Raw genomic sequence first — 26,817 nt, 5'->3', positions numbered from 1 at the left:
GGGGCCGCGATCATATGCACGGAGGAAGGGAGGTACCCGGTGGGAGTCCTTCAGCGCTTCGAGCGACGGCTCGAAGGCTTGGTTGAGGGGGCCTTTGCGCGGGCGTTCAAATCTGACCTTCAGCCGGTCGAGGTCGCCAGCGCGGTGCAGCGGGAGATGGACGAGCGGGCGGCGATCGTCGCCCAGGGCCGTACCCTCGTCCCGAACGACTTCGTGGTGGAGCTGTCCACGACCGACGCCGAGCGGCTAGAGGTCTACGCCGACAGCATCAGCCACGAGCTGGCCAACCTCGCCAGGGAGTACGCCAAGGAACAGGGCTACTCCTTCGTGGGACCGGTCCGGGTCCGATTCGAGACGGCGGGCGACCTGGCGGTGGGCTTGTTCCGCATCAGGTCCGGCGTCATCCGGGGCGCGACGGTTGAGCAGGACGAGATCCGCCAGCCGGCGAGCGACCTGCCCCCGTCACGTCCCAACGCGTTCGGCGGGCGGCCCCGGCTGCTCGTCAGCACCCAGGACGATCCGCAGGGCGACCGCTCCTACGAGCTCACCACGCCGGTGACCTTGCTGGGGCGCGGCACCGACTGCGATCTTCGTCTCGTCGACCCCGGCGTCTCCCGCCACCACGCGGAGCTGCGCGTCGAGGGTCAGCAAGTCGTGCTGGTCGACCTCGGGTCGACCAACGGCACTTTCGTCAACGGCCAGCCGGTACGCAGAATCGAGCTCCAGAACGGCACGCGAGTGACGCTGGGGCGCACGACTCTGGTGTTCCGGCGCGATTAGAGGTAGACAGACGGTCCATGTCCGAGCTCACGCTGCTGCTGATCCGGCTCGCGTTCCTGGCGGTGCTGTGGTTTTTCGTCATTGCCGCAGTCGGCGTGATCCGGACTGACTTGTTCGGGTCACGTACGGCTCCCGCCGGCCCGGGCAAAGGGGCCAAACCGGCCAAGCCCGCGCCCAAGCCCAAGAGCAGGAAGGGGGAACCCCGCCAGCTCATCGTGACAGGTGGCCCGCTGCAAGGCACCACCATTAATCTCACGGAGACGCCCATCACCATTGGCCGGGCGAACGACGCCACGCTGGTAGTCAGCGACGACTACGCATCCAGCCGGCACGCCCGGCTCTTTCCCCAGGACGGTCAGTGGATCGTGGAAGATCTCGGCTCTACCAACGGCACGTATCTCGACCGCTCGAAAGTCACCCGCCCGACCCCGGTGCCGCTCGGTGTTCCGATCCGTGTCGGCAAGACAGTCATTGAATTGCGCAAATGACCATCGCACTCCGCTACGCCGCCCGCTCGGACGTCGGCCTCCTCCGCGAAGGAAACGAGGACTCGGCGTACGCCAGCGGCCGCCTGCTCGCCGTCGCCGACGGCATGGGCGGGCACGCACACGGCGAGGTGGCGAGCTCCGTCGCCATCGCCGCGATGGCCTCTCTCGAAGAGGCCCAGCAGGGGGGTGACCTGCTCAACGCCATCGAGGCAGCCGTACGCGACGCCAATCGCAAGCTGCACGAGATGGTGGGACGGGATCCCAGCCTCAAAGGCATGGGCACCACGCTCACCGCCATGCTCTGGAACGGCACCCAGGTCGCGCTGGTGCACGTCGGCGACTCGCGCGCCTACCTGCTCAGACGCGGGGAGCTCTACCAGATCACCCATGACCACACGCTGGTCCAGCAGCTGGTCGACGACGGGCGCATCACGCCCGAGGAGGCCGCGACGCATCCGCAGCGCTCGATCCTGCTGCGGGCGCTCGACGGCAGCGGCGAGGTCGACCCCGACCTGACGCTGCGCGAGGCGCAGGTGGGCGACCGCTACCTCCTCTGCTCCGACGGGCTGTCCGGGGTGGTGAGCGCGGAGACGCTGCACGCCACGCTGACCAACCTCGATGATCCTGAAGAGGCCGTACGCCAGCTCATCGACCTGGCCAACCGCGGCGGCGGGCCCGACAACATCACGTGCGTGATCGCCGACGTGCTGGAGATCACCGACGGCCAGCAGGTGCCCGTCGAGGCCTCCGTCGTCGGCGCCGCGGGCATGACCCGGCTGCACGGCGGCGAGGAGCCGGCGCCGGGGCGAGCGAGCGCGGTGACCGCTCCCCAGCCGGCCATCACCGATGACGACTACGACGAGCCGGTCGCGCGAGCGTCCCGCAAGTCGGGCAAGCGTCGCCGGGTGTGGCCCGTGCTGGTCACCGTGCTGTCCGTGGCCGCCGTCGTCACGGGCGTCGGCGGCTATTTCGGTTGGAAATGGACGCAGGACCAGTTCTTCGTCGGGGCCTGGGCCGACGAAGTGGTCGTCTTCCAGGGCATCCAGCAGGAGGTGGGCCCCGTTCAGTTCTTCAAGGTGGCCCAGCACACCGGCAAGGCCCTGTCCCGGCTCTCGCCGCCCGACCAGGCTCTGGTCAAGGACGGCATCGAGGTCGGCGACGTGGCCGAGGGCCTCACCAAGATCAACACGATGAAGTTCGCGGAACCCACCCCCACCGCGAGCGCGTCGCCATCTCCCACTCCCACAAGGACGAAACCTCAATAGATGAGCGAAGTGGCCGCAGCCCCCGTGCCCATGCCCGCCAAGCGACGCATGGCCCAGCTCGTCATGCTCGCGTTCGCGGTCGTGATCACGATGGGCGCCTACGCCAACGTCGGGCTGGCGATGGACGGGGCGATCCCCTCGGGCATGCTGACGTACGGCTTGAGCCTGGGCGGCCTGATGCTGGCCGCCTACCTCGTGCTCGCCAAGTTCGCGCCGTGGGCCGACCCGCTGATCCTGCCGCTGGTCACGCTGGTCAACGGCCTCGGCCTGGTGATGATCTTCAGGCTGTCGGAGACCGACTCCACGCTGCCGTCGGCCACGCTCGCCTCGCCCAACACCCAGCTGCTGTGGACGCTCATCGGCATCGTGCTGTTCAGCGTCACCCTGATCTTCCTGCGTGACCAGCGCGCCCTGCAGCGGCTCACCTACACCGCCGGCGCGCTGGGGCTGCTGCTGCTGGTCTCGCCGCTGATCCCGTTCCTCGGCCAGGAGATCAACGGCGCCCGCATCTGGATCGGCATCGCCGGACTGGGTCAGATCCAGCCCGCCGAGTTCGCCAAGCTGGCGCTGGTCGTCTTCTTCGCCGGCTACCTCGTGGCCAAGCGCGACGTGCTCGCCCTGGCCGGGCGGCGGCTGCTCTTCATCGACCTGCCGCGCGCCCGCGACCTCGGCCCGGTGCTCATCACCTGGGGCGTCAGCCTGGGCATCCTGGTCCTGCAGAAGGACCTGGGCTCCTCGCTGCTGCTGTTCGGCACGTTCATCGCGATGCTCTACATCGCCACCCAGCGCATCTCCTGGGTGATCATCGGCATCCTGCTCTTCCTGGGCGGCGCGATCCTGGCCGGCATGGTCTTCGACCACGTCCAGCAGCGCTTCGAGGTCTACCTCGACCCCGCCAACGAGGAGCTCTACAGGGCGGTCGGCGGCAGCGAGCAGCTCATGCAAGGCCTGTTCGCCATGGGATCCGGCGGCATCCTCGGCACCGGGCTCGGCCAGGGCCACCCCGAGCTGATCCCGCTGGCCTTCTCCGACTTCATCTTCCCCGCCACCGGCGAGGAGCTGGGCCTGACGGGCCTGATGGCGATCCTCGTGATCTACGCGCTGATCGTGCAGCGCGGTCTGCGCACCTCGCTCGCCGCCCGCGACCCGTTCACCAAGCTGCTGTCCGCCGGCCTGTCGTTCCTGCTGGCCTGGCAGATCTTCATCATCGTCGGCGGTGTCACCAATCTCATCCCCCTGACCGGCCTGGTCACCCCCTTCATGTCCCAGGGTGGCTCGGCGCTGCTGTCCAACTGGATCCTCATCGCGCTGCTCGTGCGCATGTCCGACGCGGCGCGCAGGCCGCCGCCCCAGGCGATCCAGAACGAAGGAATGACGCAGGTGTTCCAGCGATGAACCGGACTATCAAGCGCGCCGCCGTGGCCTGCCTGGCCATGTTCGGCCTCCTGATGATCAACGTGAACGTCCTCCAGGGCGTCCGCGCGCAGAGTCTGAGCGACGACGCCCGCAACACCCGCAACTTCTACGAGCGGTACGCCGTGCAGCGCGGGCGCATCACCGCGGGCGGCAAGGTCATCGTGGCCCAGTCGAAGGAGACCAAGGGCGACTTCCGCTTCCTCAGGGAGTATCCCGAGGGCCGCCTGTACGCGCACGTGACCGGCTTCTTCTCGCCCGAGAGCGAGTCGGCCATCGAGCGCAGCGAGAACGACCTGCTCGACGGCTCCAGCGCCGACCTGCTGCTGCAGCGCGGCATCGACCTGTTCACCGGCGAGCCGACCAGGGGCGCCAACGTCGACCTGACGATCAACCCCGAGGCGCAGAAGGCCGCCTACGACGCGCTGCGCGAGAGCGGCAAGCGCGGCGCCGTGGTGGCGATCGAGCCGAAGACCGGCGGCATCCTCGCCATGGTCTCGCTCCCCACGTACGACCCGGCCGAGCTGTCGGGCACCAACAAGTCCGAGGTGTTCGGCCGCTACGACGAGCTGGCCAAGGACAAGAGCCAGCCGCTGCTCAACCGCACCATCGAGAACACCTACCCGCCGGGCTCGACGTTCAAGGTGGTGACCGCCGCCGCCTTCCTGGAGGACGACTCCAGCCGCGGCGCCGACACCACCGTGGACGCCCCGCAGGTGCTCGACCTGCCCAACACGACCGCCGACCTGCCCAACTACGGCGGCGCGGCGTGCGGCTCCGGCCAGGTCACGCTCCGCTTCGCGCTGGAGAGGTCCTGCAACACGCCGTTCGGCAAGATCGGCATCGACCTCGGCCACGAGGCGATGGGCGAGCAGCTGGAGAAGTTCGGCGCGGGCAAGCCGCTGGCCGTCCCGATGTCGGTGGCCAAGAGCGACTTCGGCCCCAAGGAGGACGCGGCGGCCGTCGCCCAGGCCTCCATCGGCCAGCGCAGCAACCAGATGACGCCGCTCCAGATGGCGATGATCGCGGCCGGCATCGCCAACGAGGGCGTGGTCATGAAGCCGTACCTCGTCAACAAGATCACCGACCCCAACGGCGACACGATCGACGAGGCCGACCCCGAGGAGTTCAGCGAGGCGGTCAGCTCCGAGACGGCGGGCGAGCTCACCGACATGATGATCAGCGTCGTGGCCAACGGCACCGCGAACCGCGCGCAGATTCCCGGCGTCCAAGTAGCTGGGAAGACCGGAACCGCCGAGACCGCTCAGGGCCAGCAGCCGCACGCCTGGTTCATCTCGTTCGCCCCCGCGAACGACCCGAAGATCGCGATCGCGGTGATGGTCGAGTCCGGCGCCGTGCGCGGCGGCGGGGAGGCGACGGGTGGCGGAACGGCCGCGCCCATCGCGAAAGCGGTGATGGAGGCGGTGCTGAAGTAATGGACGGTAACGTGCTGAATCATGCGGCTCGGTAACCGCTATCTCCTGATCTCCCGCATCGCCGCCGGCGGCATGGGGGAGGTTTGGCGTGCCCGCGACGAGCTGCTCGGGCGCGAGGTGGCCGTCAAGGTGCTCCACAGCCACATCCACGCCGACCCCGCGTTCCGCGGCCGGTTCCGCAACGAGGCCCGCATCACCGCCGGCCTCGCCGACCCCGGCATCGCGCAGATCTTCGACTACGGAGAGCAGGCCGACCGGGCCTATCTGGTCATGGAGCTGGTGCACGGCGAGCCGCTGTCGACCATCCTGGTCCGCAACGGCCCGCTCGGCGCCGAGGTCACCCTCGACGTGCTCCACCAGACGGCCAAGGCGCTGCACGCCGCCCACTCCTCCGGCGTGATCCACCGCGACATCAAGCCGGGCAACCTGCTGGTGACGCACGAGGGCACGATCAAGGTGACCGACTTCGGCATCGCCAGGGCCATGGAGGCGGCTCCGGTGACGCAGACCGGCACCGTGCTCGGCACCGCCCAGTACGTCAGCCCGGAGCAGGCCCAGGGTCTGCCGCTCACGCCATCGACAGACCTCTACTCCCTGGGCGTGGTGGCCTACGAATGCCTGTCGGGCCGGGCCCCGTTCCACGGCGACAGCGCGGTGGCGATCGCGCTGCGCCACCTCGGCGAGCAGCCGCCGGCGCTGGGCGTCGACGTGCCCGCCCCGGTGCGCGAGCTCGTGGCGGCGCTGCTGGCCAAAGATCCCGCGCATCGGCCCGGCTCCGCGCGGGAGCTGGCCGATCGCGCGTACGTGCTGCGCGAGTCGCTGTCGGCCGGCGGCGCCGACCTCGGCTCGCTGACCGACCCCTCGGGCTTCCCGATCCGTCCCCGCCAGGAAGACCGGACGGCGGACGGGCCCGCGGCCATGGGCGCCGAGCCGGTCACGGAGCTGCAGGAGACGCCGCCGCGGCGCCGGTTCGGGCGGGTGCTGACGACGGCGGCGGCGGCCGGGACCGTCGTGGCCGTGGGTTTCAGCGCGTGGGCGCTCACCCCCGCCCCTCAGACTCCGCCGCTCGTCGTTCCGGAGACGACGACGCCTCCGCTGCCTGCTTCCGACAAGCCCCGGCAGAAGCCCTCACGGACCAAAACCGAGACCCGTCGGCCTCCTGTGGTTACGGTCAAGTCGTCGAGGCCGGTAGCCTCGCCGTCGGCTACGGTAAGCAAGTCGGCTACGCCGACGACGCAGCCGACGCCGAGCCCGACCCCGACCAGGACCCGTACCCCGACCCCCACGCCGACCCCGACCCCCACCACGACGCCGACGACCCCGACACCTTCCGCCTCGCCGGACCCGGGTGACTCGAACCCGCCGAAGGAGGAGACGTGACGCGCCAACGGGTCGATGATGGACACCGGCGGCCGCCCCCCGAGCAGGCCGGCACCAAGATGAACGGTAAGGGACAGTGCAGGAAATGACTCAGCCTCGGCTTCTCGGAGGTCGCTACGAGCTCGACGGTGTCGTCGGGCGCGGCGGCATGGCCGAGGTGTATCGCGCCAGAGACATCCGGCTGGACCGGATCGTCGCGATCAAGACCCTTCGGTCGGACCTGGCCCGTGATCACACCTTCCAGGCCCGTTTCCGCCGTGAGGCCCAGTCTGCGGCGTCGCTGAACCACCCGGCCGTGGTCGCGGTCTACGACACCGGCGAGGACGTCACCGACGGCGCCCCCGTGCCCTACATCGTGATGGAGTACGTCGACGGCAGGACGCTGCGCGACCTGCTCCGCGCCGACCGGCGGCTGATCCCGGAACGCGCGACCGAGCTGGTCGACGGCATCCTGCGCGCGCTCGACTACAGCCACCGCGGCGGCATCGTGCACCGCGACATCAAGCCGGCCAACGTGATGATCACCACGGCCGGCGACGTCAAGGTGATGGACTTCGGCATCGCCCGCGCGATGGCCGACTCGGCCGCCACGATGACGCAGACGGCCCAGGTCATCGGCACCGCCCAGTACCTCTCGCCGGAGCAGGCACGCGGTGAGCGCGTCGACGCCCGCAGCGACATCTACTCAACCGGTTGCGTGCTCTACGAGCTGCTCACCGGCCAGCCGCCGTTCACCGGCGACTCCCCCGTCGCGATCGCCTACCAGCACGTCCGCGAGGAGCCGATCCCGCCGTCGCAGATCGACCCGGAGATCCCCCAGTGGGCCGACGCGATCGTGCTCAAGGCCATGGCCAAGGATCCGGCGCACCGCTACCAGAGTGCGGCCGAGATGCGGGCCGACATCCAGCGCGCCATGTCCGGCATGCCGGTCGACGCCCAGACGATGGCGATGAACGGCTACGGTCAGGGCACCCGCATGATGACGGCCACCCAGGCCGCCACCGGCCCGGCCACCCAGCACTCCAGCGCCGTCCCGCCCTACGAGTACGACGAGGGCGGCGGCCGGGGCGGGCGCCGCCGGGCGAACAACGGCGGCGGCAACGCGGTCAAGACCGCCCTGTGGATCATCATCCCGCTGCTGGTCATCGGTGCCTTCATCACCTTGGGCTACGTCATGTTCAGCGGCGGCGGCAGCCCGACGGCCCCGACCACGGTCAAGGTGCCGGGGCTGGAGGCGAAGACGCGTGAATACGCCGAGAGCCAGCTGAAGCAGCTCGGCCTCACGGCGGAGGTCACCGAGGAGTTCAGCGCCGAGTACGACAAGGACACGGTCATCGAGACCGATCCGGCCGAGGGCACCGAGGTGGAGAAGGGCGCCACGGTCAAGGTCGTGGTCTCCAAGGGCGCGGAGAAGGTGAAGGTCCCCGCCGACCTCATCGGCATGACCACCGAAGAGGCCAACGCCAGGCTGACCGAGCTGGGGCTCAGCAGCACGATCAAGACGCGCGCGTCCAGCCAGCCGGAGGGCAAGGTCTTCCGCACCGATCCCAAGGCCGGCGCCTCGGTCGCCAAGGGCGACACGGTGACCCTCTTCATCCCGAAGGAGGCCGTGGCCGTACCGAGCGTCCAGGGCATGACCGAGGAGGAGGCCCGCCGCACCCTGGAGGAAGCGGGCTTCAAGGTCAAGGTCGTCACCCAGCCGAGCGACCAGGCCCAGGGCACGGTCATCCAGCAGAACCCGGGTGAGGGCGCCAAGCTCCAGCCCAACATGACGGTCACCATCGTCGTGTCGCAAGGCCCGGCGGCCCCCACCCCGACCGAGCAGCCGTCGGACGACTTCCCGACCGACGACTTCCCGACGGACGACGTCCCGACCGACGACGGCGACGACGGCTTCCCGAGCCAGGACGAGCCCCCAGGCGACGTAGGCGACGGCCTAGGCTAAAAAAGGGCCGCCATCCCCACAGGGGCTGGCGGCCCTTCACATCAAAAACCCCTCCGCCCCACCAACAAAGGACCGACTCCAGTGCCCGACCTCCGTACAGGGAAGGTCTTGCGAGGAGCGCCGGTGTCTGGACTGAGGAGAGAGGGAGCGCAGCGACCGAACGACGAGGGAAGACACCGGATCTGAGCGACGAGCCGGCGATCCGAAGGATCGCCAAATAGAAGCGCGCCCCCGCCGCTCGGGGGCAACGGCGGGGACGCTCATCTGTCTGTCGCTCTGAGGCTCCGGTTCGTTACAGCGTTTTCTCCAGCCAGTTTCCGAGCAGCCGGTGGCCGTGCTCGGAGAGCACCGACTCGGGGTGGAACTGGACGCCCTCGACGGGCGCGGCGCGGTGGCGCAGGCCCATGATGACGCCGTCGCCGGTGCGGGCGGTGACTTCGAGCTCCTCGGGGACGGTCTCGGGGAGCACGGCCAGCGAGTGGTAGCGGGTCATGCGGACGGGCGAGGGCAACGTCGCGAACACCCCCTTGCCGTCGTGGCTGATCGCGCTGGTGCCGCCGTGCACGAGGTCGGGGGCGCGGGCGACGGTGGCGCCGTAGGCGTGCGCGATGGCCTGGTGGCCGAGGCAGACGCCGAGCAGCGGCTGCCCGCGCCGGGCGGCGTGGCGGACGAGCGGGACGCTGACCCCGGCAGCTTCGGGTGTGCCGGGGCCGGGGCTGATCAGGACGCCGTCATAGCCGTCGGCGTCGTCCACCCGCACCTCGTCGCGGGGCCGCACGTCGCAGCTCGCGCCCAGCACCTTCAGGTACTGGACGATGGTGTGCACGAAACTGTCGTGGTTGTCCACGACCAGCACGCGGGTCATCGGCGCACCGTCACCTCGTCGAGCGTCACAGCGGGTTCCAGGAGCGGGAACACCGAGAACCAGAGTACGGCCATCGCCGTGGCGACCAGCAGGGCGGCCCACAGCAGCCGCCGTCCTGGACCGCCGGGGAGCCTGCGCCACAGCCAGCCGTACATCGTCATGCCTTCCTGGGCTCGGTGTCCTTCAGCACCCCGTACACGATCAGCCGTTGCGCCGCCGAGTACTCGGGGTGGCAGGTCGTCAGCGTGATGTAGGCCCGGATGGGCCGCAGGCCCGGCATGCCGGGCACCGGGGCGAGCACGTCCACCTCGCCGGGCTCGACGATGTCCTGCGAGGTGACCCGGTAGGTGTAGCGGGCCTCGCGGGCCTCGACCACGAGCTCGTCGCCGCGTTCCAGCTCGTCGACGCGGTTGAACGGGGCCGCGTACGTGGTGCGGTGGCCGGAGACGACGAAGTTGCCGACCTGGCCGGGCATGGCGGTGCCGGGGTAGTGGCCGGGGCCCTTCTTCAGGTGCTCGGCCCGTACGCCCTCGACCACCGCGTAGCGGAAGTCGTGGCCCAGCCTGGGGATGCGCAGCAGCGCCACGGCGTCGCCCAGCTCGACGGCGGGCGGCCGGGCGGCGTTCTCGGCGGCCAGCGCGCGCTGCAGCAACAGCTGCTGGCTCGCCGTGTAGGCGCCGGTGCCCCAGAGCAGATAGGCGCAGAAGAGCGCCAGAACCAGGCCGGCGGTGATGCTCAGCTCCCCCGTGGTCCGCAGCACGATCCGCACCCGACCAGGGTAAGCGGGACGACTCCAGGCGCCGGGGATCGCCATCCCGTGCGCGTGGCGACTATCCTGGGGCTCGCTACCACTACCCTTTACGCAGAGCCTGCGGACGATCCGGAAGCCCAGGCCCTCAGCAGGAGTCATCCAGTGCCCAAGCCCAAGACGCGCAAGAAGGCGGTTTACACCCCGCCGCAGAAGACCCAGCAGATCAAGGTCAGCCCTCGCTGGCTGGCGCCGACGATGGTCGCCGCGTGGATCATCGGCATCCTGTGGATCGCCACCTACTACGTGGCCCCGCGGGCGCCCTTCATCGGCGATCTGCAGAACTGGAACCTGCTGATCGGGTTTGTTTTCATCATCTTCGGTGTGGTTCTTTCCACCCGCTGGCGCTAGTTCTTTTCCACAGCTTTTCCACAGCTGGGGACGTCAGCCCAGGATCGCCATGGTGATCATGGGAATTCTGACGACCACGAGCACGGCGAGCAGTGCCACGAACCCCGCGACCGCCGCCGCCTGCCACACGGCGCGGTTCTCCCGGGGCGCGTAGGCCAGCGCCGCCGACAGCGCTGCCCCGGTGACCAGGCCGCCGATGTGGCCGGTCCAGCTGATGCCGGGGACGATGAAGGTGATGGCCAGGTTGATCGCGATCAGCACGGCGATGCCGCGCACGTCCAGGTTCAGCCTGCGTCCCACCACGAACACCGCGCCGAACAGGCCGAAGATGGCTCCCGAGGCGCCGACGGTGAGGATGCGCGGGTTGTCCATCCACAGCCCGAGGACCGACCCGCCGAGCGCGCTCACCAGGTAGAGCGCGACGAAGCGGACGTGTCCGAACGCCCGCTCCAGGTACGGCCCGATCACGTAGAGGGCCCAGCTGTTGAACAGGATGTGGAACATCCCGCCGTGCACGAACGCGGCGGTGATCAGCCGGTAGTACTCGTCGCCCAGGGCCACGAAGAGGGAGTTCATGCCCAGGAGGCGCTGGATGTCCGGCACGAAATACTGTGCGACGAAGACGAGCACGTTGGCCGCCAGGATCGTCCACGTCACGTAGGGAGCGCGGACCACCGCGCCGCCGAACGTCGACTTCGCCTGCCGGATCCCCCGGTTGCCCTCGGCCACGCACTCGGGACATTGGAACCCCACTGCCGCGTCGCGCATGCAGTCGGGGCAGATGGGCCGGTCGCACCGCTGGCAGCGGACCCACGTCTCCCTGTCGGGGTGCCGGTAGCACGTGGGGACCGTCTCCGCGGGCTGCTCGGGCTGCGAGGGCGGGAGGGGCGGCTGGCTGGTCATGCCCGCAGCCTAAAGCCTGCGGGCCACTCCCGCGTCCGCTGCTCGGACGGGGTGACGCCGCCTCCCGCGCGCCGGGCCGGCGCGGCCCGGCTTCCGGGAAGGGGGGCCTGCAGAGCGCAGGAACCCGGAAGGCCGGACAGGCGGCCGCGCGTCAGGCCGGGACGCGGTCGATGGTGACCGACTCCAGGACGACTTCCTCGACCGGCTTGTCGTTACGCCCGGTCTTGGTCTTGGAGATGGCGTCGACGACGTCCTGCCCCTCGACGACCTCGCCGAAGATCGTGTGGCGGCCGTTGAGGTGCGGCGTGGGCACGGTCGTGATGAAGAACTGCGACCCGTTGGTGCCCTTCCCCATCTTCTTGCCCGCGTTGGCCATGGCCAGCAGGTAGGGACGGTTGAAGTAGAGCTCGGGGTGGATCTCGTCGTCGAACTCGTAGCCCGGCCCGCCGAAGCCCTCACCGAGCGGGTCGCCGCCCTGGATCATGAAGTTCGGGATGACACGGTGGAAGATCGTGCCGTCGTAGTAGCGGTCGTTACTCTTCTCGCCGGAGCCCGGGTGGGTCCACTCGCGGGAGCCTTCGGCCAGCTCCACGAAGTTTCGCACCGTCTTGGGGGCTCTGTTGGGAAAGAGCTCGACCTTGATCATGCCGCGATTGGTCTGCAGATTCGCAATCAGCTTCTCAGCCACGAGACAGCTGCCTTCCTCTATGCACAGGGTGGAATTGTGGTGTTTTGACAACCATGGCCCTAAGGCCTCCGCCGCCATCCTCCCACGGCGGGCCATGATTGAGCCGCTTTGTATCGGGAAGGTCACGCGCGGGGCCCCAACGACAGGGGAGGTAGTCGTGTCCCTGACACTGAGAAGACGACGCCGCGTGGTCATAGAAGTGCCCACCACGTGGCAGGGCCGGATGAAGGCCCAGGCCATGAAAACCGGCGCGCGCATGGCGCCGATGGCCGACCAGGCCAAGCTGGCCGCCAACAGGCGGGTCGACGACGCCCGGATGTGGGCTGCACCCAGGCTGAAGAAGGCCGCCCACCGGGTCGAGGACCAACTCGCACCGGCAGTCAGCTCGATGCTGAACGACGCCGCGATCCGGGTCAGCCCGGTCCGGCGGCAGCAGTCGCGGCGCTGGCCGACGGCCGTCCTGGTGACCGGTCTCGCCATCGGCGCGGCCGGCTTCATGTTCTACCGGCGTAACGCCCAGCAGTGGACCGAGCACATGAAGGACTCCGCGTCCGACGCGTCTCGCTGGGCACACGAGCGGTCCGACAGGGCCGTCCAGTCCACGGGCCCGGCCGGCGCGCCGGTGGCCGAGACGACGGATGAGGCATCTCACCGGATGCCATGATCCGCGATGAAGGCGCGCCCCCGGTTTCGGGGGCGCGCCTTTTCGTCTGCTCGTACGTGACATTCATCACCATATTGGGCCTTATAGGGTCATTCTCATGCTGTACGGCCGAGCCACCGAGATCGCCGCGATCCAGGGTGTGATCGACGCGGCGCCGGCCGGTGCGGGAGAGGCCCTGCTGCTGCGGGGCGAGGCCGGCATCGGCAAGTCGGCCCTGCTCGATCTGGCCGCCACCCTGGCCGGGCCGCGGCTGACCGTCCTGCGCGCGTGGGGCGTCGAGGCCGAGGCCGACCTGGCGTTCGCCGCGCTGCACCAGCTGCTGCGGCCGGTGACCGGGCTGCTCGACGCGCTCCCGGCGCCGCAGCGCCAGGCCGTGGCCGGGGCGCTCGGGCTGGCGGCGCCGGCCGAGGACCGGTTCCTGGTGGCGGCCGGGGTCCTGTCGCTGCTGGCGGAGGCGGCGGAGGACGGCGGCGTGCTCTGCCTGGTGGACGACCTCCAGTGGCTGGACCGGGCGTCGGCCGACGCGCTGCTGTTCGCGGCCCGGCGTGTCCGCACCGAGCGGGTCGGGATGCTGCTGGCGGTCCGGGGTGACGGCGTCCACAAGGGTGTTCCCGAGCTGCGACTGCGCGGGCTGGACGACGAGAGCGCGGCCACGCTGGTGGACTCGCTGGCCCCGGCGGCGCCCCCGGTCCGCGCCCGCCTGGTGTCGCTCACCGGCGGCAACCCTCTCGTCCTCGGCGAGACCCTGGCGTCCCTGAGCCCCGACCAGCTCGCCGGCCGCCTCCCCCTCCCCGACCCCCTGCCGGGCGGCGCCCAACTCTTCGGCGACCAGGTGACCCGCCTCTCGGCCCCGGCCCGCCGCGTCCTCCTCGCGGCATCCCTGGAACCGGACCTCACCCTGACCCTCCGCACCGCGTCCCTCCTGGACTCACCCGTACGGACCCAGCACGAGCAACCACCGACCGAGACGGAGACCCCCGCAGATGCGCCGGCGCGCGCAACCACCCCACCCGAGATGGAAACCGCCGCGAGAGCGCGGCCGAACGAGACCACGCCGTCCGTGGCGGAGACCGACGTACGGGCATGGCCGAACGGGGATGGTCCGTCCAGGGAGGCACCCGCGAGGGCGCGTGTGACGGAAGCGTCGGTGCGGGCACCCGCACGGGAGCTGCCTGCGGCGGTGAGCCTGCGCGAAGAGGTTGCTCTGGCCGGGCTCTATGAGGCGGAGAAGGCAGGGCTCGTGGTGGTGGACGGGGCGGCGGTCCGGTTCCGGCATCCTCTGGTGCGGTCGGCGGTGCACGGGGCGGCGGGCCCGGTGGAGGTACGGCGGGCGCACGCGGTGCTGGCCGAGCTGGTGGAAGGTGACAGGCGGGCCTGGCACCTGGCGGCCGCCGCCATGGGGCGGGACGAGCCGGTGGCCGCCGCGCTGGCCGCCGCGGCCGACGGAGCCCGAGCCAGAGGCGGGTACGGCGACGCGGCGACGGCACTGGGCCGTGCGGCGGAGCTGACCCCCGACCCCTGGACCCGCGCCCGCCGCTACACGGACGCGGCCACCGCAGCCTGGCTCGGCGGCCGTCCAGGCCAGGCCCAGACCTACCTCGCCGAGGCCCACGCCCTCACCCACACAGGACCCCTTCACGAGACAACACCCGCACACCAGAAAGAAGGCTCACCCCCCACGCCCCATCCCGCGCCAGAGACCGGCGACGAAAGACCACCCGCTCACGAGGGAGAAAGGGCACCGAAGCCGGAAGCCGCATCCCCACACAGAGCGAACCGTCCCCCAGCAGACGCCCGGGACGAGACGGCTGGAGGGAGGAGCGGTCCCAAGGGGTTCGATGGGTTGCGGCGGGAGATCAGGCAGTTGCGGGGGCGGTTCGAGTTGAACTCCGGGGACGCCGCGGAGGCCGTGCGGATCCTCGCCGGGGGCGACAGCATGGAGATGCTGGCCGACGCCGCCGAGGCGGCGAACTACGTGGGCGACATCCCGGCTCTCGTGGAGATCGGGCGCAGGGCGCTGGCGCATCCGCCGGGGTTCCTGCGGGACGTGGTGGCCGGGATCGGGGCGCGGCTCGACGACGGCGGCGGGGCGGAGCTGCTGCGGGGTGCGCTGGCGAGGACCGGGGAGCTGCGGGAGGCGGCCGAGTTCCTGTGGGCGTCGGCGGCGGCGAGCTATCTGGGCGAGGCGGACGTGTCGGCCGAGCTGGTCGGGCGGGCGGGCCGGGTGGCGCGCGTGTCCGGCATGGTCGGGCAGCTACCGGTGGTGCTGGAGTTCGTGTCCACGGGCGAGCGGCTCAGGGGCAGGCTGGCCGAGAGCGAGGCCGTAGCCGAGGAAGGGCTGGCGCTGGCCAGGGAGGCCGGATACACCAACAGCGAGGCCGCCCATCTGGCGAACCTGGCCGTGGTGGCGGCGCTGCGCGGCCAGGAGGAGTCCTGCCGGGAGCACGCGCGCCGGGCCCTGGCGATCGCGGTGCCGCACCGGGTGGGGCTGCGCGCGGGCGTGGCCTCGTACGCGCTGGCGATGCTCGATCTGGGGCTGGGCAGGTACGACGCGGCGCATGCCCGGTTCACCGCCCTGGCGGCGGCGGGGCATCCGACGGTGGTGTGGCGGACAGCGCCGGACCGGGTGGAGGCGGCCGTGGCCGCGGGTGAGCCGGAGGCGGCCCGCGAGGCCCTGGACGGGCTGGAACGGTGGGCGGCGAACGCCGGCACGCCCGAGTCGCGGGCGTCGCTGCTGCGCTGCCGGGCGCTGGTGGACGGGGACGCGGCGCTGTTCGAGGAGGCGGCGCGGCTGCACGGGGAGCCGTTCGAGGCGGCGCGCACAGCTCTGCTCCACGGCGAGCGGCTGCGCCGTACGCACCGGCCAGGGCAGGCGCGGGGGCGGCTGCGTTCGGCGCTGGAGACGTTCACCCGGTTGCGCGCGGAGCCGTGGGCCCGGCGCGCGAGCGGGGAGCTGCGCGCGGCCGGGGAGGCGGCGGGCGACGTGCCGGAGGCCGACCCTGCGGCGGCCCTGACGCCGCAGGAGCTGCGCATCGCGCGCCTGGTGGCCGAGGGGGCGTCGAGCAAGGACGTGGCGGCGCGGTTGTTCCTCAGCCCGCGCACGGTCGAGTATCACCTGTACAAGATCTATCCCAAGCTCGGCATCACCAGTCGTACTGAACTCGCCCGCCTTCTGTAGTGCCCAGTAGTCCTACGGAAGGCACCGGCGCCGGTCGGGGCCAAGCTTGGAGGCATGACAGAGAACCTGATCAACGTGGACGGCGTCGAGCTCTGGACGGAGGAGTTCGGCGACCCTGATCACCCGCCCGTTCTCCTGGTGATGGGGTCGATGTCGCAGGGCGTGCTGTGGCCGGAGGAGTTCGTCGGCAGGCTGGTGGCCGGCGGGCGCAGGGTCATCCGCTACGACCATCGCGACACCGGCAGATCGGGCACCGTCGACTTCGACGCGAACCCGTACACCTGGCTCGACATCAAGGACGACGTGCTGCGCGTGCTCGACGCGTACGGGCTGGAGAGCGCGCACCTGGTGGGCCACTCGGCGGGCGGGCTGCTCGGGCAGCTGGTGGCGGTGGAGCGGCCGGAGCGGGTACGCACGCTCACCGTGATCGGCTCGTCGCCGCTGGGCGGGCACGAGGGTGAGGTGCTCATGCGGGCGCTCACCGGGCAGCCGCAGCCGGAGGGCAGCCTGCCGCCGCCCACGCCGGAGTTCACGGCGTTCTACACCGAGGCGATCCAGAGCCCGCCGCCGGCCACCCGGGGCGAGCAGATCGACCGGATGATCGCCGAGGCGCGGGTGCTGAACGGGACGGCGCTGCCGTTCGACGAGGACGCCGAGCGGCGGCTGGCCGAGCGGGTCTTCGAGCGGGCCAGGGACCTGGCGGCGGTGGTCAACCACCGGCGGGCGGCCGCCGCGAACCCCGGCTTCGAGCCCGAGGGCGTGCTCGGCCGGGTCGAAGCGCCGACGCTGGTCATCGAGGGCACGCACGAGCCCGCCAAGCCCGGCCACGGCGCGCTCATCGCCGCGGCCATCCCCGGCGCGGAGCTGCTCATGGTGCGGGACATGGGGCACATGCTGCCGGCTCAGGTCCGCGACGAGGTGGCGGACGCGATCCTGCGTCACACGGCCGAGCCCACCGCATGAGACCACCAAGATCCCGGACGACCCTCCACGAACGCGGGCGGCACGGACGGGGGCGGAGTCAGGTGATCCCCAAGCGCGGGACGGGCGGGGTCAGGTGAGTGCGGAGATCGCGGCGAGGGCGTCGACGATCTGGCGGGAGTCGGGAGTGCTGTCCGGGTCGAGCAGCCATTGGATCATCAGCCCGTCGGAGATCGCGATCAGCACCGAGACCAGGACCTCGGGCGCGACCGGCAGCTCGACGCCCATCTCGGCGGAGGCCCGCCGCAGCATGCCGACCCCCGCCTCGCGGGCGTCGCCGTACGCGGCCGCGAGGCGCTCGCGCAGCGCCTGCTCGCGCAGCGCCGCGGGGTAGCCCTCGACGCAGCCCATCAGCGTCGGCCGCATCTCGCCGAACACGTCGACCAGCGCGGCCATGGCGCGTTCGAGCAGCTCGCGGGGCGTGCCGAGGCCGCTGCTGAAGATGGCCTTCTCGACCCGCTCGGTCCACCCCTCGAAGCAGGCGATGATGGCCTCGTTGAGCAGGGCGTCCTTGCCTCCGAAGTGATAACCGATGGAGGCGAGGTTGGTGCCCGACGCCGCGACCAGGTCGCGCGCGGTCGTGCGGGCGTAGCCCTTCTCCTGCAGGCAGCTCACCGCACCGGCGAGCAACCGCTCGCGAACCTCTTTCCGTGACACGGCATCCATGCTATCGATATATACAAACGTCTATGACATACGTACGTATCGGAGGACCTGTGATGCTCCCACCCGGACCGCGACTGCCCGCAGCCGCCCAGACCGCCTGGATCATGCTCGACCCCGCGGGCGCGTTCGACAGGCTGCACCGCGAGTACGGCCCGATCTTCACGGTGCGCTACTTCGGCTTCCCGCCCGAGGTGTACGTCACCACCGCCGAGCTGGCCGAACAGGTCTACCGCACCGACCAGGGCGGCGGCCTGGCCGGCGCCGCGCGGCGCGACTTCCTGGAGCCGATGGTCGGCGCCCACTCGGTGCTGACGCTGGACGGCGACGGCTGGTCACGCCACCGGAAGGCGCTCACCCCGCCGTTAAGAGCCAGGCAGGTGGCCGGCTACCACGACGAGATCGCGGCCATCGCCGCGGAGAAGATCGCGACCTGGCCGCTCGGCGTGCCGATCGCGCTGCGCGACCGCATGCAGGAGATCACCCTGGAAGTGATCATCAGGCTGGTCTTCGGCATCCGCGACGCGGAGCGCCTCGGCCGGCTGCACGCGCTGCTCCCCCGCCTGATCCGGCTCGGCGGCGCGACGTCGGTCGTCATGCTCCCGGCCCGCCTGCGCGAGCGCGCCAAGGGAGTGCCGTTCCTGCCGTACGCGCGCTTCCTGAAGGCACGCGCGGGCGTCGACGCGATCCTGTACGAGGAGATCGCCCGCAGGCGGAGCGCCGGGGCGGACGGCACGGACGTGCTGAGCAGGCTGCTGGAGTCGGGCTTCGACGACCAGGAGATCCGCGACGAGCTGATCACCCTGCTGATCGCCGGTCACGAGACCACGGCGACCAGTCTGGCCTGGGCGTTCGAGCGGCTGCTCCGGCTGCCGCACGTCCTGGAGCGGCTGCCCGACGACGAGCCGTACCTGGACGCGGTGGTGAAGGAGGTGATGCGGGTCAGGCCCGCGGTCTACGAGGCTCCCCGGCTGCTCGACGCCCCGCTCCGGCTGGGTGAGTACGAAATACCGGCCGGATCGTACGCGGGACCGTTCATCCCGCTCGTGCACCGGGACCCGGCGGCTTTCCCGTCACCGGAGGAGTTCAGGCCGGAACGCTTCCTCGATGGTCAGCAGAGCAGGGCCTGGATGCCGTTCGGCGGCGGCCGGCGCTTCTGCGTCGGCGCTCAGCTGGCCCTGCTGGAGATGCGGGTGATCATCAGGGAGGTGTTGCACCGCCTGGATCTCACGGCGCCGGATCCGGCGCCCGAGACCAGGCGGCTCACCAACGTCACCCTGAGTCCCGCACGACTCACCCGCGTTATTGCGCGCGCCCGGTCTCTTGATCGGACGACGTAGCGGGGTGCATGTCGTCACGTCGTTCGTCGGCGCCCAACTCCTCGCGGAGGCGGTCGTAGTCGATGTGATGGCTGGTGTACTTCAGCTGGCGAGCGACCTTCGTCTGCTTCGCCTTGGCTCTTCCTCGGCCCATGGCTCAACTCCCTAGTCCCCGCTGCCCATGCTATCCGACAACGTTACGACTTGAAGAATTATGCAACTGCGCTGGATTAGTCTGTCACTATGCACGTGGAGGTCAACCAGGCCAAGGCGGATTTGTTCCGGACTCTCGGCCACCCCGCTCGCATCAGAGTGTTGGAGCTACTCCAGGAAGGGCCACTTCCCGTCAGGGATCTCCTGGCCCAGATCGACATCGAGGCGTCGAGCCTCTCACAGCAGCTGGCGGTCCTGCGCAGAGCGGGCATCGTGACCGCCATCCGTGAAGGCAGCACCGTGGTCTACACACTGGCCACACCCGAGCTCGCCGACCTGCTGCGGATCGCCCGCCGCATCCTGACCGACATGCTCGCCGACCAGGGCCAGCTGCTCGCCGAGCTCCGGGCGGAGGTCCCCTGACCGGCCCGTGGGCCGGAGCCGCCACCCGGTAGGCTTCGGCCCATGGTCTCCGAGCTGTTCGATCCCAAGGCGTGGCAGGAAGTCGAGGGGTTCGACTTCACCGACATCACCTACCACAGGGCTGTCGACCAGGGCACGGTGCGCATCGCGTTCAACCGCCCGGAGGTGCGCAACGCCTTCCGCCCGCAGACCGTCGACGAGCTCTATCGCGCGTTCGACCATGCCCGGCAGACCACCGACGTCGGGTGCGTGCTGCTGACCGGCAACGGCCCCTCGCCCAAGGACGGCGGCTGGGCCTTCTGCTCCGGCGGCGACCAGCGCATCCGCGGCAAGGACGGCTACCAGTACGCCGACGGCTCGGCCGCGACCGGGCGGCTGCACATCCTCGAGGTGCAGCGGCTGATCCGGTTCATGCCCAAGGTGGTCATCTGCGTGGTGCCCGGCTGGGCGGCGGGCGGCGGCCACAGCCTGCACGTGGTGGCCGATCTCACACTCGCCAGCGCCGAGCACGCCCGGTTCAAGCAGACCGACGCCGACGTGGCGAGCTTCGACGGCGGCTTCGGCTCCGCCTATCTCGCGCGCCAGGTGGGCCAGAAGTTCGCCCGCGAGATCTTCTTCCTCGGCGACACCTACAGCGCGGCCGACGCCCACCGGATGGGCATGGTCAACGCGGTCGTGCCGCACGAGGAGCTGGAGGCCACGGCGCTCGACTGGGCCCGCAAGATCAACGCCAAGTCGCCGACGGCGCAGCGGATGCTCAAGTTCTCCTTCAACCTGATCGACGACGGGCTGGTGGGCCAGCAGGTGTTCGCCGGTGAGGCGACCAGGCTGGCCTACATGACCGACGAGGCCGCCGAAGGGCGCGACTCGTTCCTGGAGAAGCGCGAACCCGACTGGTCGCCGTACCCCTATCACTACTGACGCCCGCTCCCCGCGCGAGGCCCTGACCTCCCGAAAACCGGTTGCCCGGGCGGCCAGACTGGTGGCATGGAGATCGTGGTGCCGCCGGCGTTGACCGAGTCGCATGTCAAGTGGGAGGGCGAGGCGGGACGGGCCTGGTCGGCCGGGCTGCCCGCGCTGGCCAAGCGTTATCTGGAGGAGTGGGGGCTGCGCCTCGACGGCGCGTCCATGCACGGCGTGGTCTCCCTGGTGCTGCCCGTGGTGCGGGCCGACGGCACGCCCGCCGCGCTGAAGCTGCAGCCCGTCACCGACGAGAACGCGACCGAGCCCGTGGGGCTGCGCGCCTGGGCCGGCGACGGGTCGGTGCTGCTGCTGGAGCACGACCCGGCGACCGGGACGATGCTGCTGGAGCGGCTGGACGAGAGCCGGTCGCTGTCGGCGGTGCCGGACGACATGAAGGCGATGGAGATCCTCGCCGAGCTGCTGGCCCGGCTGGTGGCGCGGCCCGCTCCCGAAGGGCTGCGGCGGCTCGGCGACATCGCCGGGCAGATGGTGGAGGACGTGCCCGCGGCACTGGCGAAGCTGCCCCGGGAGGAGGACCGGGCCTGGCTGCGCCGGTGCGCCGCGGCGGTCGCCGATCTCGTCCCCGAGCCCGGCGACCGGCTGCTCCACTGGGATCTGCACTACGACAACGTGCTGGCCGCCGAGCGGGAGCCGTGGCTGGCGATCGACCCGAAGCCGCTGGCCGGCGACCCCGGGTTCGACCTGCTGCCCGCGCTGGACAACCGGTGGGGTGAGGTGGTGGCCTCCGGTGACGTGCGCGGGAGCGTGCTGCGGCGCTTCGACCTGCTGGTGGAGGCGCTGGGGCTGGACCCCGCGCGGGCGGCCGGCTGGACGCTGGGACGGGTGCTGCAGAACTCGCTGTGGAGCGTCGAGGACGGCGAGGACCGCCTCGACGATGTCCAGCTGGCCATCGCCGAGGCGATGGTTCACCGCCAGTAGGCCCGGCGGCCGGGGGTCAGTCCGAGAGGCCGCGCAGGAAGTCGCGGGTGAGGGCCGCGATCTGGGCGAGCCTGGTCTCCAGGGGGAAGTGGCCGGCGTCCAGCAGGTGGATGCGCGCGTCCGGCACGTCCCCGGCGAAGGTGCGCGCGCCGTCCGGGCCGAAGATCTCGTCGTTGCGGCCCCACACGGCCAGCACGGGCGGGCGGTGCGTGCGCAGATACTCCTGCCACTGCGGGTAGAGGGCGACGTTGCCCCCGTAGTCGAGGAAGAGCGCGAGCTGGATGTCGGCGCTGCCCGGCCGGTCCAGCAGCGCCTGGTCGAACAGCGCCTTGTCCGGGTTGACCAGCGTGGTGTCCGGCACGCCGTGCGTGTACTGCCACTGGGTTGCCTCCCAGGTGAAGTACGCCCGCAGCGCCGCCGTGCCGGCCTGCGGGTCTGCCCAGGCCTTCTTGAACGGGTCCCAGAACGGGGTCAGCCCTTCCTCGTACGCGTTGCCGTTCTGGGTGACGATGCCGGTGATCCGCTCGGGATGCCGGACGGCGAGCCGGAAGCCGACGGGTGCGCCGTAGTCGTGCACGTAGAGCGCGTAACGCCGCACGCCGAGCGTGTCCAGCAGCCGGTCCACCACGTCGGCGAAGCGGTCGAAGGTGTAGCCGAACTCTCCGGCGGCGGGCGCCGAGCTGTGCCCGAAGCCGGGGTAGTCGGGCGCGATCAGGTGGAACTCGTCCCGCAGCTCGCCCATCAGCTCCTGGTAGGCGATGGACGAGGTCGGGAACCCGTGCAGCAGGACGAGCGTGGGCGCGGACGGGTCGCCCGCCTCCCGGTAGAAGACGTCGAGCCCGTCGATCCGGACGGTGCGGTAGCGGATGGTCACGGCGAACCTCTTAACCGTTGAAAGTCTTTTCGATGGTTAAGTGGTAGCATGATGATCTGCAACCGGTCAAACTGACTTCAGGGGTTAATCACTGTGAGACTGCGTCCGCTCAGGACCGAACCCGTGGGGCTGGACCTGGTCGACACCGTGTGGATCGACAACGCCACACTGGTCGACCAGTTCGACGATCTCGACGGCGTGCGGGCCTGGCTGGCGGATCACGATCTGCCAGGCGGCGACGACCCGGAGCGCGCCCGCGACCCGCTGGTCCAGGCCCGCGACGCGATGCGCGCGCTGCTTGAGCGGGGCGAGGCGGCCCCGCTCAACGCGGTGCTGGCCCACGGCGCCCGCCGCCCCCAGCTGAGCGGCGCCGAGCCGTACGAGGTCGTCGTCCTGGACGATCCGGCCTGGCACGCGGCCTGGGTGGCGGCCGCCGACCTGGCCCGGGTGCTCGGCGAGCGCCCGGAGCGGGTGCGCAAGTGCGCCAACCCGCGCTGCGTGCTCTGGTTCTACGACGTGAGCAAGAACGGCGGCCGCCGCTGGTGCTCGATGGACGTGTGCGGCAACCGGGCCAAGGTGGGCCGGTTCAACCAGCGGCAGCGCGTCCGTTCCTAGGAGACCGTGATGACGATCTTGCCGGCGCCGTGGCGGGTCTCGATCTCGCGGTGCGCGTCCGCCGCACGCTCCAGCGGGTACGTCCTGCGTACCGGGAACTTGAGCCGGCCCTCGGCGTACAAGGCGGCGTAGCGGGCCAGGCGCTCGGCGCTGCGCGTGCCCCGGGTGACCTTGATGCCCAGCTCGGCGGCCTTGTCGTGCTCGACCAGCGTGAGGATGCGGTCGCGGTCCTTGACCAGCTCCAGCGACACCTCCAGCGCGTCGCCGCCCGCGCCGTCGAGCGCGGCGTCCACCCCGCCGGGGGCGAGGGCGCGCACCCGGTCGGCCAGGCCCGCGCCGTAGGCGACCGGGATGGCGCCGAGGTCGCGCAGGTAGGCGTGGTTCTCCTCGCGGGCGGTGCCGATCACGGTGGCGCCGCGCATCCCGGCGACCTGGACGGCCACCGTGCCGACCGCGCCCGCGGCGGCGTGCACGAGCAGCGTGTCGCCCTCGGTCACGGCGAGCCCGTCGAGGGCCAGCTCGGCCGTCTGCGCTCCGGCGGTCAGCGAGCCGGCCACCTCCCACGGCATCGAGGCCGGCTTGGGGGTCACGTCGCCCGCGTCGACCACCACGTACTCGGCGTAGCAGCGCAGCAGCGAGAACCCCAGCACCTCGGCGCCCGCCGTCACCCCGGTCACCCCCTCCCCCACCTGGTCCACCACGCCGGCGAACTCGTTGCCCGGGATCCGCGGCAGCCCGCCCGTCACCCCCGGCGGGGTCCAGCCGGCCCGGACGGCCGCGTCGAACGGCTGCACCCCGGCGGTCCTCACCCGTACGCGCACCTGGCCGGGGCCGGCCTGCGGAGCCGGCAGCTCCATCACCCGCAGCACCTCGGGGCCGCCGAACTCGGCGAAGGCCGCGGCCCGCATGATCTCGTCGTTCATGCGGCCAGCCTGCTTCCTCAACCGAGGTTGAGGTCAAGCGGGCTAACCGCGCGCAACATATGCCTAACCATTCGGGAACTTTTCGCTTTACTCGTTCTTTATCTGTATATAGTCCGACATGACGAGCACCGGGGGACGGGGCATCGGGTATTGACTGACTTCTTGCGGGTTGCGCTGAGCTTCCCGACGGCCGTTTTCAGCTTCCTTCTGATCGTGGTCGTCGGGTACTGGATCGTCGTGATCACCGGGATTTCCGACCTTGAGGGCGACGCCCCCTGGCTCGGGTTCGGCGGGGTGCCGGCCGGCATCACGATCTCCCTGCTCGTCGCCCTGGCGTGGCTGCTCACGCTGATCGGCAGCCAGTTCGCCGCGGGCCCGCTGCTGTGGGCCGTGCCGGTGCTCGCCCTCGGCGGAGCCTGGCTCGCCACCCGCGTGCTGATCGCCCCCCTGCGGAGGCTGGTGCCGGACGGACCACAGCCCTCACGTGGGGATTTCGTCGGCCAGCGGTGCGTGATCCGCACCGGGCGGGCGACCCCCGACTTCGGCCAGGCCGAGGTCACCGCCGCGGACGGGTCCTCCGCCGTCGTCCAGGTCAGGACGACCGGCCAGGACCGGCTCACCCGCGGCCAGACAGCCCTGATCTTCGAGTACGACGCAGACGGCGAGTTCTTCTGGGTCATGCCTTACGAAAGTGAGCAGTGAATGGATGTGATCTCCACCGGCGTCGGCGTGTTCATCGCCGTCGTCCTTGTGATCCTCATCGGCCTGCTGATTCTCATCAGCCGCCTTTTCCGCAAGGTCGAGCAGGGCAAGGCGCTGATCATCTCGAAGGTCAACAAAGTCGACGTGACCTTCACCGGCGCGGTGGTGCTCCCTGTCGTGCACCGGGCGGAGACGATGGACATCTCGGTGAAGACCATCGAGATCGAACGCACCGGCCGCGAAGGGCTGATCTGCCGCGACAACATCCGGGCCGACATCAAGATCACATTCTTCGTACGGGTGAACAAGACCGCCGAGGACGTCATCAAGGTCGCCCAGGCCATCGGCACCGAGCGGGCCAGCGACGAGAAGACGCTGCAGGAGCTGTTCAACGCGAAGTTCTCCGAGGCGCTCAAGACCGCCGGCAAGCACCTGGACTTCGTGGACCTCTACACCAAGCGCGACGAGTTCCGTGACGAGATCGTCCGGCTCATCGGCACCGACCTCAACGGTTACAGCCTTGAGGACGCGGCCATCGACTACCTGGAGCAGACCGCGCTGCACCAGCTCGACAAGAGCAACATCCTCGACGCGCAGGGCATCCGCAAGATCACCGAGCTGACGGCGATCGAGCACGTGCGCACCAACGAGTTCCAGCGCACCGAGGAGAAGGAGATCACCCGCCAGAACGTGGAGGCCCGCGAGGCCATCCTCGAACTGGAGCGCCGCCAGGCCGACGCCGAGATCAAGCAGAAGCGCGAGATCGAGACGATGAAGGCCCGCGAGGAGGCGGAGACCTACCGGGTGCAGGCGGAGGAGCGGCTGCGCGCCCAGAGCGCCGCTATCAAGACCGACGAGCAGCTCGGCGTGCAGCAGGAGAACCGCAACCGCGAGGTGGCCGTCGCGGAGAAGAACCGCGAGCGCGTGATCGCCATCGAGTCCGAGCGCATCGAGAAGGACCGCCTGCTGGAGGTCATCGCCCGCGAGCGGGAGACCGAGCTGTCGCGCATCGCGAAGGACAAGGAGGTCGAGACCGAGAAGCGGTCGATCGCCGAGGTCATCCGCGAGCGCATCGCCGTCGACAAGACGGTGGCCGAGCAGGAGGAGTCGATCAAGCGGCTGCGCGTGGTCGAGGAGGCCGAGCGGACCCGCCAGTCCGTCATCATCGCCGCCGAGGCCGAGGCGCAGGAGAACCTGGTCAAGGACATCAAGGCGGCCGAGGCCGCCGAGGCCGCGTCGAAGTTCAGGGCCCGCGAGGAGCTGGTGCTGGCCGAGGCCAGGCAGCAGGCGGCCGAGCTGGACGCCCGGGCCAAGATGCGGCTCGCCGAGGGTCTGCAGGCCGAGGCGGCCGCGTCCGGCCTGGCCGAGGTCCAGGTCAAGGAGCGCGACGCCGAGGCGATCGAGAAGGTCGGCAGGGCCGAGGCGCTGGTGCTGAACGAGCGGCTGCAGGCCGAGGCCGAGGGCGCCAGGGCGATGGCGCTGGTCGAGGGCGAGCGGCTCAAGGCGCAGGCTGCGGGCGAGCAGGCGATGGCGCTGGCCAACGCCGCGGCCGTGGGCGAGAAGCTCAAGGCCGAGGCGGAGGGCCTCACCGAGAAGGCCGCCGCGATGGCCGCGCTGGACGAGGCCAGCCGGGCGCACGAGGAGTACCGCCTGCGCCTGGAGGCCGACACGGAAGTGCGGCTCAAGCAGATCGACGTCACCCGCCAGGTGGCCGAGTCGCAGGCGAGCGTGCTGGCCGCGGGCCTGGCCAAGGCCAACATCGACATCGTCGGCGGCGAGACGATGTTCTTCGACAAGGTGGTGGGTTCGATCACCGCCGCCAAGACGGTCGACGGCTTCATGGAGCACTCCGAGGTGGCGGGTTCGCTCGCGGCTCCGTACCTGAACGGGAGCGCCAGCCTGATCGAGGACCTCAGGGGCGTCGTCGGCGGGGTGAGCACCGAGGACCTGAAGAACCTGACCGTCTCTGCGCTGCTCCTGCGGCTCATCCAGCAGGGCGGGCCGGAGTCGGGGCCGCTCGGCGAGCTGCTGGACACGGCCCGGCGGCTGGGCGTGGCCGACCAGCCGGTGGCCGCGCTGGCAGCGGCGAAGGTCTGAC

The 26,817-nt window shown here is 70.7% G+C and carries 27 protein-coding genes; 18 read left to right on the top strand and 9 right to left on the bottom strand.

Annotated elements, in window-relative coordinates; all coding sequences use genetic code 11:
* Nucleotides 1–39 precede the first annotated feature (39 nt).
* From ABD999_RS23590 to pknB, 7 genes are all read left to right on the top strand, one after another.
* Nucleotides 40–780: an FHA domain-containing protein gene (locus tag ABD999_RS23590; protein WP_219550775.1), complete on the top strand. Its 741-nt coding sequence runs from the start codon at nucleotides 40–42 to the stop codon at nucleotides 778–780.
* Between the two features lie 17 nt (nucleotides 781–797).
* Nucleotides 798–1,268 (top strand): FHA domain-containing protein FhaB/FipA, encoded by a 471-nt coding sequence (locus ABD999_RS23585; RefSeq protein ID WP_148036053.1) that lies wholly within the window; start codon nucleotides 798–800, stop codon nucleotides 1,266–1,268.
* Nucleotides 1,265–2,533 carry a Stp1/IreP family PP2C-type Ser/Thr phosphatase gene (locus ABD999_RS23580; RefSeq protein WP_219550777.1) on the top strand — a complete coding sequence of 423 codons (1,269 nt, stop codon included), beginning with the start codon at nucleotides 1,265–1,267 and terminating at the stop codon, nucleotides 2,531–2,533. Before ABD999_RS23585 ends, ABD999_RS23580 begins: the two co-directional genes overlap by 4 nt.
* The gene (locus ABD999_RS23575; protein ID WP_271276252.1) at nucleotides 2,534–3,928 is read left to right on the top strand and encodes an FtsW/RodA/SpoVE family cell cycle protein; all 1,395 of its coding nucleotides are present in this window, start codon (nucleotides 2,534–2,536) and stop codon (nucleotides 3,926–3,928) included.
* Nucleotides 3,925–5,382, top strand: a complete 1,458-nt coding sequence (locus ABD999_RS23570; RefSeq protein ID WP_219550781.1) for a peptidoglycan D,D-transpeptidase FtsI family protein — start codon at nucleotides 3,925–3,927, stop codon at nucleotides 5,380–5,382. The genes ABD999_RS23575 and ABD999_RS23570 overlap by 4 nt, the downstream gene beginning before the upstream one ends.
* 21 nt (nucleotides 5,383–5,403) lie before the next feature.
* Entirely contained in the window at nucleotides 5,404–6,762 is a 1,359-nt protein-coding gene (locus tag ABD999_RS23565; RefSeq protein WP_148036050.1) for a serine/threonine-protein kinase, read from the top strand.
* Nucleotides 6,763–6,847: 85 nt separating this feature from the next.
* A complete protein-coding gene (gene pknB, locus ABD999_RS23560) occupies nucleotides 6,848–8,707 on the top strand; it encodes a Stk1 family PASTA domain-containing Ser/Thr kinase (RefSeq protein WP_148036049.1) in 1,860 nt (619 codons plus the stop codon).
* 292 nt (nucleotides 8,708–8,999) lie between these two features.
* On the opposite strand, the gene ABD999_RS23555 is transcribed toward pknB, so the two are convergent.
* The 3 genes from ABD999_RS23555 to ABD999_RS23545 are packed head-to-tail and all read right to left on the bottom strand — an operon-like array spanning nucleotide 9,000 to nucleotide 10,341.
* The gene (locus ABD999_RS23555; RefSeq protein ID WP_271276251.1) at nucleotides 9,000–9,572 is read right to left on the bottom strand and encodes an anthranilate synthase component II; all 573 of its coding nucleotides are present in this window, start codon (nucleotides 9,570–9,572) and stop codon (nucleotides 9,000–9,002) included.
* On the bottom strand, nucleotides 9,569–9,733 hold the full coding sequence (locus ABD999_RS23550; RefSeq protein ID WP_271276250.1) for a hypothetical protein: 165 nt from the start codon (nucleotides 9,731–9,733) through the stop codon (nucleotides 9,569–9,571). Before ABD999_RS23550 ends, ABD999_RS23555 begins: the two co-directional genes overlap by 4 nt.
* Nucleotides 9,730–10,341: a class E sortase gene (locus ABD999_RS23545; protein WP_148036047.1), complete on the bottom strand. Its 612-nt coding sequence runs from the start codon at nucleotides 10,339–10,341 to the stop codon at nucleotides 9,730–9,732. The genes ABD999_RS23550 and ABD999_RS23545 overlap by 4 nt, the downstream gene beginning before the upstream one ends.
* Before the next feature lie 144 nt (nucleotides 10,342–10,485).
* Here ABD999_RS23545 and ABD999_RS23540 point away from each other — a divergent pair, with 144 nt between their 5' ends.
* Nucleotides 10,486–10,731, top strand: a complete 246-nt coding sequence (locus ABD999_RS23540) for a cell division protein CrgA (protein ID WP_271276249.1) — start codon at nucleotides 10,486–10,488, stop codon at nucleotides 10,729–10,731.
* Between the two features lie 33 nt (nucleotides 10,732–10,764).
* Here ABD999_RS23540 and ABD999_RS23535 read toward each other — a convergent pair whose 3' ends face one another.
* Both ABD999_RS23535 and ABD999_RS23530 read right to left on the bottom strand, forming a co-directional pair.
* A complete protein-coding gene (locus ABD999_RS23535; RefSeq protein ID WP_148036045.1) occupies nucleotides 10,765–11,634 on the bottom strand; it encodes a rhomboid family intramembrane serine protease in 870 nt (289 codons plus the stop codon).
* A gap of 151 nt (nucleotides 11,635–11,785) precedes the next feature.
* Nucleotides 11,786–12,322, bottom strand: coding sequence for a peptidylprolyl isomerase (locus ABD999_RS23530; RefSeq protein ID WP_364233786.1), 537 nt, complete (start codon nucleotides 12,320–12,322; stop codon nucleotides 11,786–11,788).
* Between the two features lie 157 nt (nucleotides 12,323–12,479).
* Here ABD999_RS23530 and ABD999_RS23525 point away from each other — a divergent pair, with 157 nt between their 5' ends.
* The 3 genes from ABD999_RS23525 to ABD999_RS23515 all read left to right on the top strand — a co-directional run bounded on the left by ABD999_RS23525 (nucleotide 12,480) and on the right by ABD999_RS23515 (nucleotide 17,127).
* Nucleotides 12,480–12,986: a hypothetical protein gene (locus tag ABD999_RS23525; RefSeq protein WP_345482884.1), complete on the top strand. Its 507-nt coding sequence runs from the start codon at nucleotides 12,480–12,482 to the stop codon at nucleotides 12,984–12,986.
* A 97-nt stretch (nucleotides 12,987–13,083) separates the two neighbouring features.
* Nucleotides 13,084–16,164 carry a helix-turn-helix transcriptional regulator gene (locus ABD999_RS23520; RefSeq protein ID WP_271277285.1) on the top strand — a complete coding sequence of 1,027 codons (3,081 nt, stop codon included), beginning with the start codon at nucleotides 13,084–13,086 and terminating at the stop codon, nucleotides 16,162–16,164.
* Between the two features lie 54 nt (nucleotides 16,165–16,218).
* Nucleotides 16,219–17,127 (top strand): alpha/beta fold hydrolase, encoded by a 909-nt coding sequence (locus tag ABD999_RS23515; RefSeq protein ID WP_271277286.1) that lies wholly within the window; start codon nucleotides 16,219–16,221, stop codon nucleotides 17,125–17,127.
* 90 nt (nucleotides 17,128–17,217) lie between these two features.
* On the opposite strand, the gene ABD999_RS23510 is transcribed toward ABD999_RS23515, so the two are convergent.
* Nucleotides 17,218–17,802: a TetR/AcrR family transcriptional regulator gene (locus ABD999_RS23510; RefSeq protein WP_271277287.1), complete on the bottom strand. Its 585-nt coding sequence runs from the start codon at nucleotides 17,800–17,802 to the stop codon at nucleotides 17,218–17,220.
* A gap of 62 nt (nucleotides 17,803–17,864) precedes the next feature.
* Here ABD999_RS23510 and ABD999_RS23505 point away from each other — a divergent pair, with 62 nt between their 5' ends.
* Complete coding sequence (locus ABD999_RS23505; RefSeq protein ID WP_219549912.1) at nucleotides 17,865–19,148, top strand: cytochrome P450; 1,284 nt, start codon at nucleotides 17,865–17,867, stop codon at nucleotides 19,146–19,148.
* Here ABD999_RS23505 and ABD999_RS43975 read toward each other — a convergent pair.
* Entirely contained in the window at nucleotides 19,111–19,281 is a 171-nt protein-coding gene (locus ABD999_RS43975; protein WP_148036040.1) for a DUF3073 domain-containing protein, read from the bottom strand. The two genes, ABD999_RS23505 and ABD999_RS43975, sit on opposite strands and share 38 nt — an antisense overlap.
* Before the next feature lie 89 nt (nucleotides 19,282–19,370).
* Here ABD999_RS43975 and ABD999_RS23495 point away from each other — a divergent pair, with 89 nt between their 5' ends.
* The 3 genes from ABD999_RS23495 (at nucleotide 19,371) to ABD999_RS23485 (ending at nucleotide 21,605) form a co-directional block, all read left to right on the top strand.
* Entirely contained in the window at nucleotides 19,371–19,703 is a 333-nt protein-coding gene (locus ABD999_RS23495) for an ArsR/SmtB family transcription factor (RefSeq protein ID WP_148036039.1), read from the top strand.
* Nucleotides 19,704–19,745: 42 nt separating this feature from the next.
* Nucleotides 19,746–20,624 (top strand): 1,4-dihydroxy-2-naphthoyl-CoA synthase, encoded by an 879-nt coding sequence (locus ABD999_RS23490; protein ID WP_148036038.1) that lies wholly within the window; start codon nucleotides 19,746–19,748, stop codon nucleotides 20,622–20,624.
* 66 nt (nucleotides 20,625–20,690) lie between these two features.
* Entirely contained in the window at nucleotides 20,691–21,605 is a 915-nt protein-coding gene (locus ABD999_RS23485; protein ID WP_271277288.1) for an aminoglycoside phosphotransferase family protein, read from the top strand.
* A 16-nt stretch (nucleotides 21,606–21,621) separates the two neighbouring features.
* Here ABD999_RS23485 and ABD999_RS23480 read toward each other — a convergent pair whose 3' ends face one another.
* The gene (locus ABD999_RS23480) at nucleotides 21,622–22,479 is read right to left on the bottom strand and encodes an alpha/beta fold hydrolase (protein ID WP_271277289.1); all 858 of its coding nucleotides are present in this window, start codon (nucleotides 22,477–22,479) and stop codon (nucleotides 21,622–21,624) included.
* 93 nt (nucleotides 22,480–22,572) lie between these two features.
* Between ABD999_RS23480 and ABD999_RS23475 the strand changes: the two genes are divergently transcribed.
* Nucleotides 22,573–23,094: a CGNR zinc finger domain-containing protein gene (locus ABD999_RS23475; RefSeq protein ID WP_271277290.1), complete on the top strand. Its 522-nt coding sequence runs from the start codon at nucleotides 22,573–22,575 to the stop codon at nucleotides 23,092–23,094.
* Here the strand turns inward: ABD999_RS23475 and ABD999_RS23470 are convergent.
* Complete coding sequence (locus ABD999_RS23470; RefSeq protein ID WP_271277313.1) at nucleotides 23,091–24,002, bottom strand: NADP-dependent oxidoreductase; 912 nt, start codon at nucleotides 24,000–24,002, stop codon at nucleotides 23,091–23,093. The two genes, ABD999_RS23475 and ABD999_RS23470, sit on opposite strands and share 4 nt — an antisense overlap.
* A 177-nt stretch (nucleotides 24,003–24,179) precedes the next feature.
* Here ABD999_RS23470 and ABD999_RS23465 point away from each other — a divergent pair, with 177 nt between their 5' ends.
* Nucleotides 24,180–24,719 carry a hypothetical protein gene (locus ABD999_RS23465; protein ID WP_271277291.1) on the top strand — a complete coding sequence of 180 codons (540 nt, stop codon included), beginning with the start codon at nucleotides 24,180–24,182 and terminating at the stop codon, nucleotides 24,717–24,719.
* Nucleotides 24,720–26,816, top strand: coding sequence for a flotillin family protein (locus tag ABD999_RS23460; protein ID WP_219549896.1), 2,097 nt, complete (start codon nucleotides 24,720–24,722; stop codon nucleotides 26,814–26,816).
* Nucleotide 26,817: the final 1 nt, after the last annotated feature.

Origin of the sequence: Nonomuraea ferruginea, from assembly GCF_039540635.1 — a bacterium.
Lineage (GTDB): Bacteria > Actinomycetota > Actinomycetes > Streptosporangiales > Streptosporangiaceae > Nonomuraea > Nonomuraea ferruginea.
The sequence above is the reverse complement of the archived record's forward strand: the minus strand, read 5'-3'. Positions and strand labels throughout refer to the sequence as shown.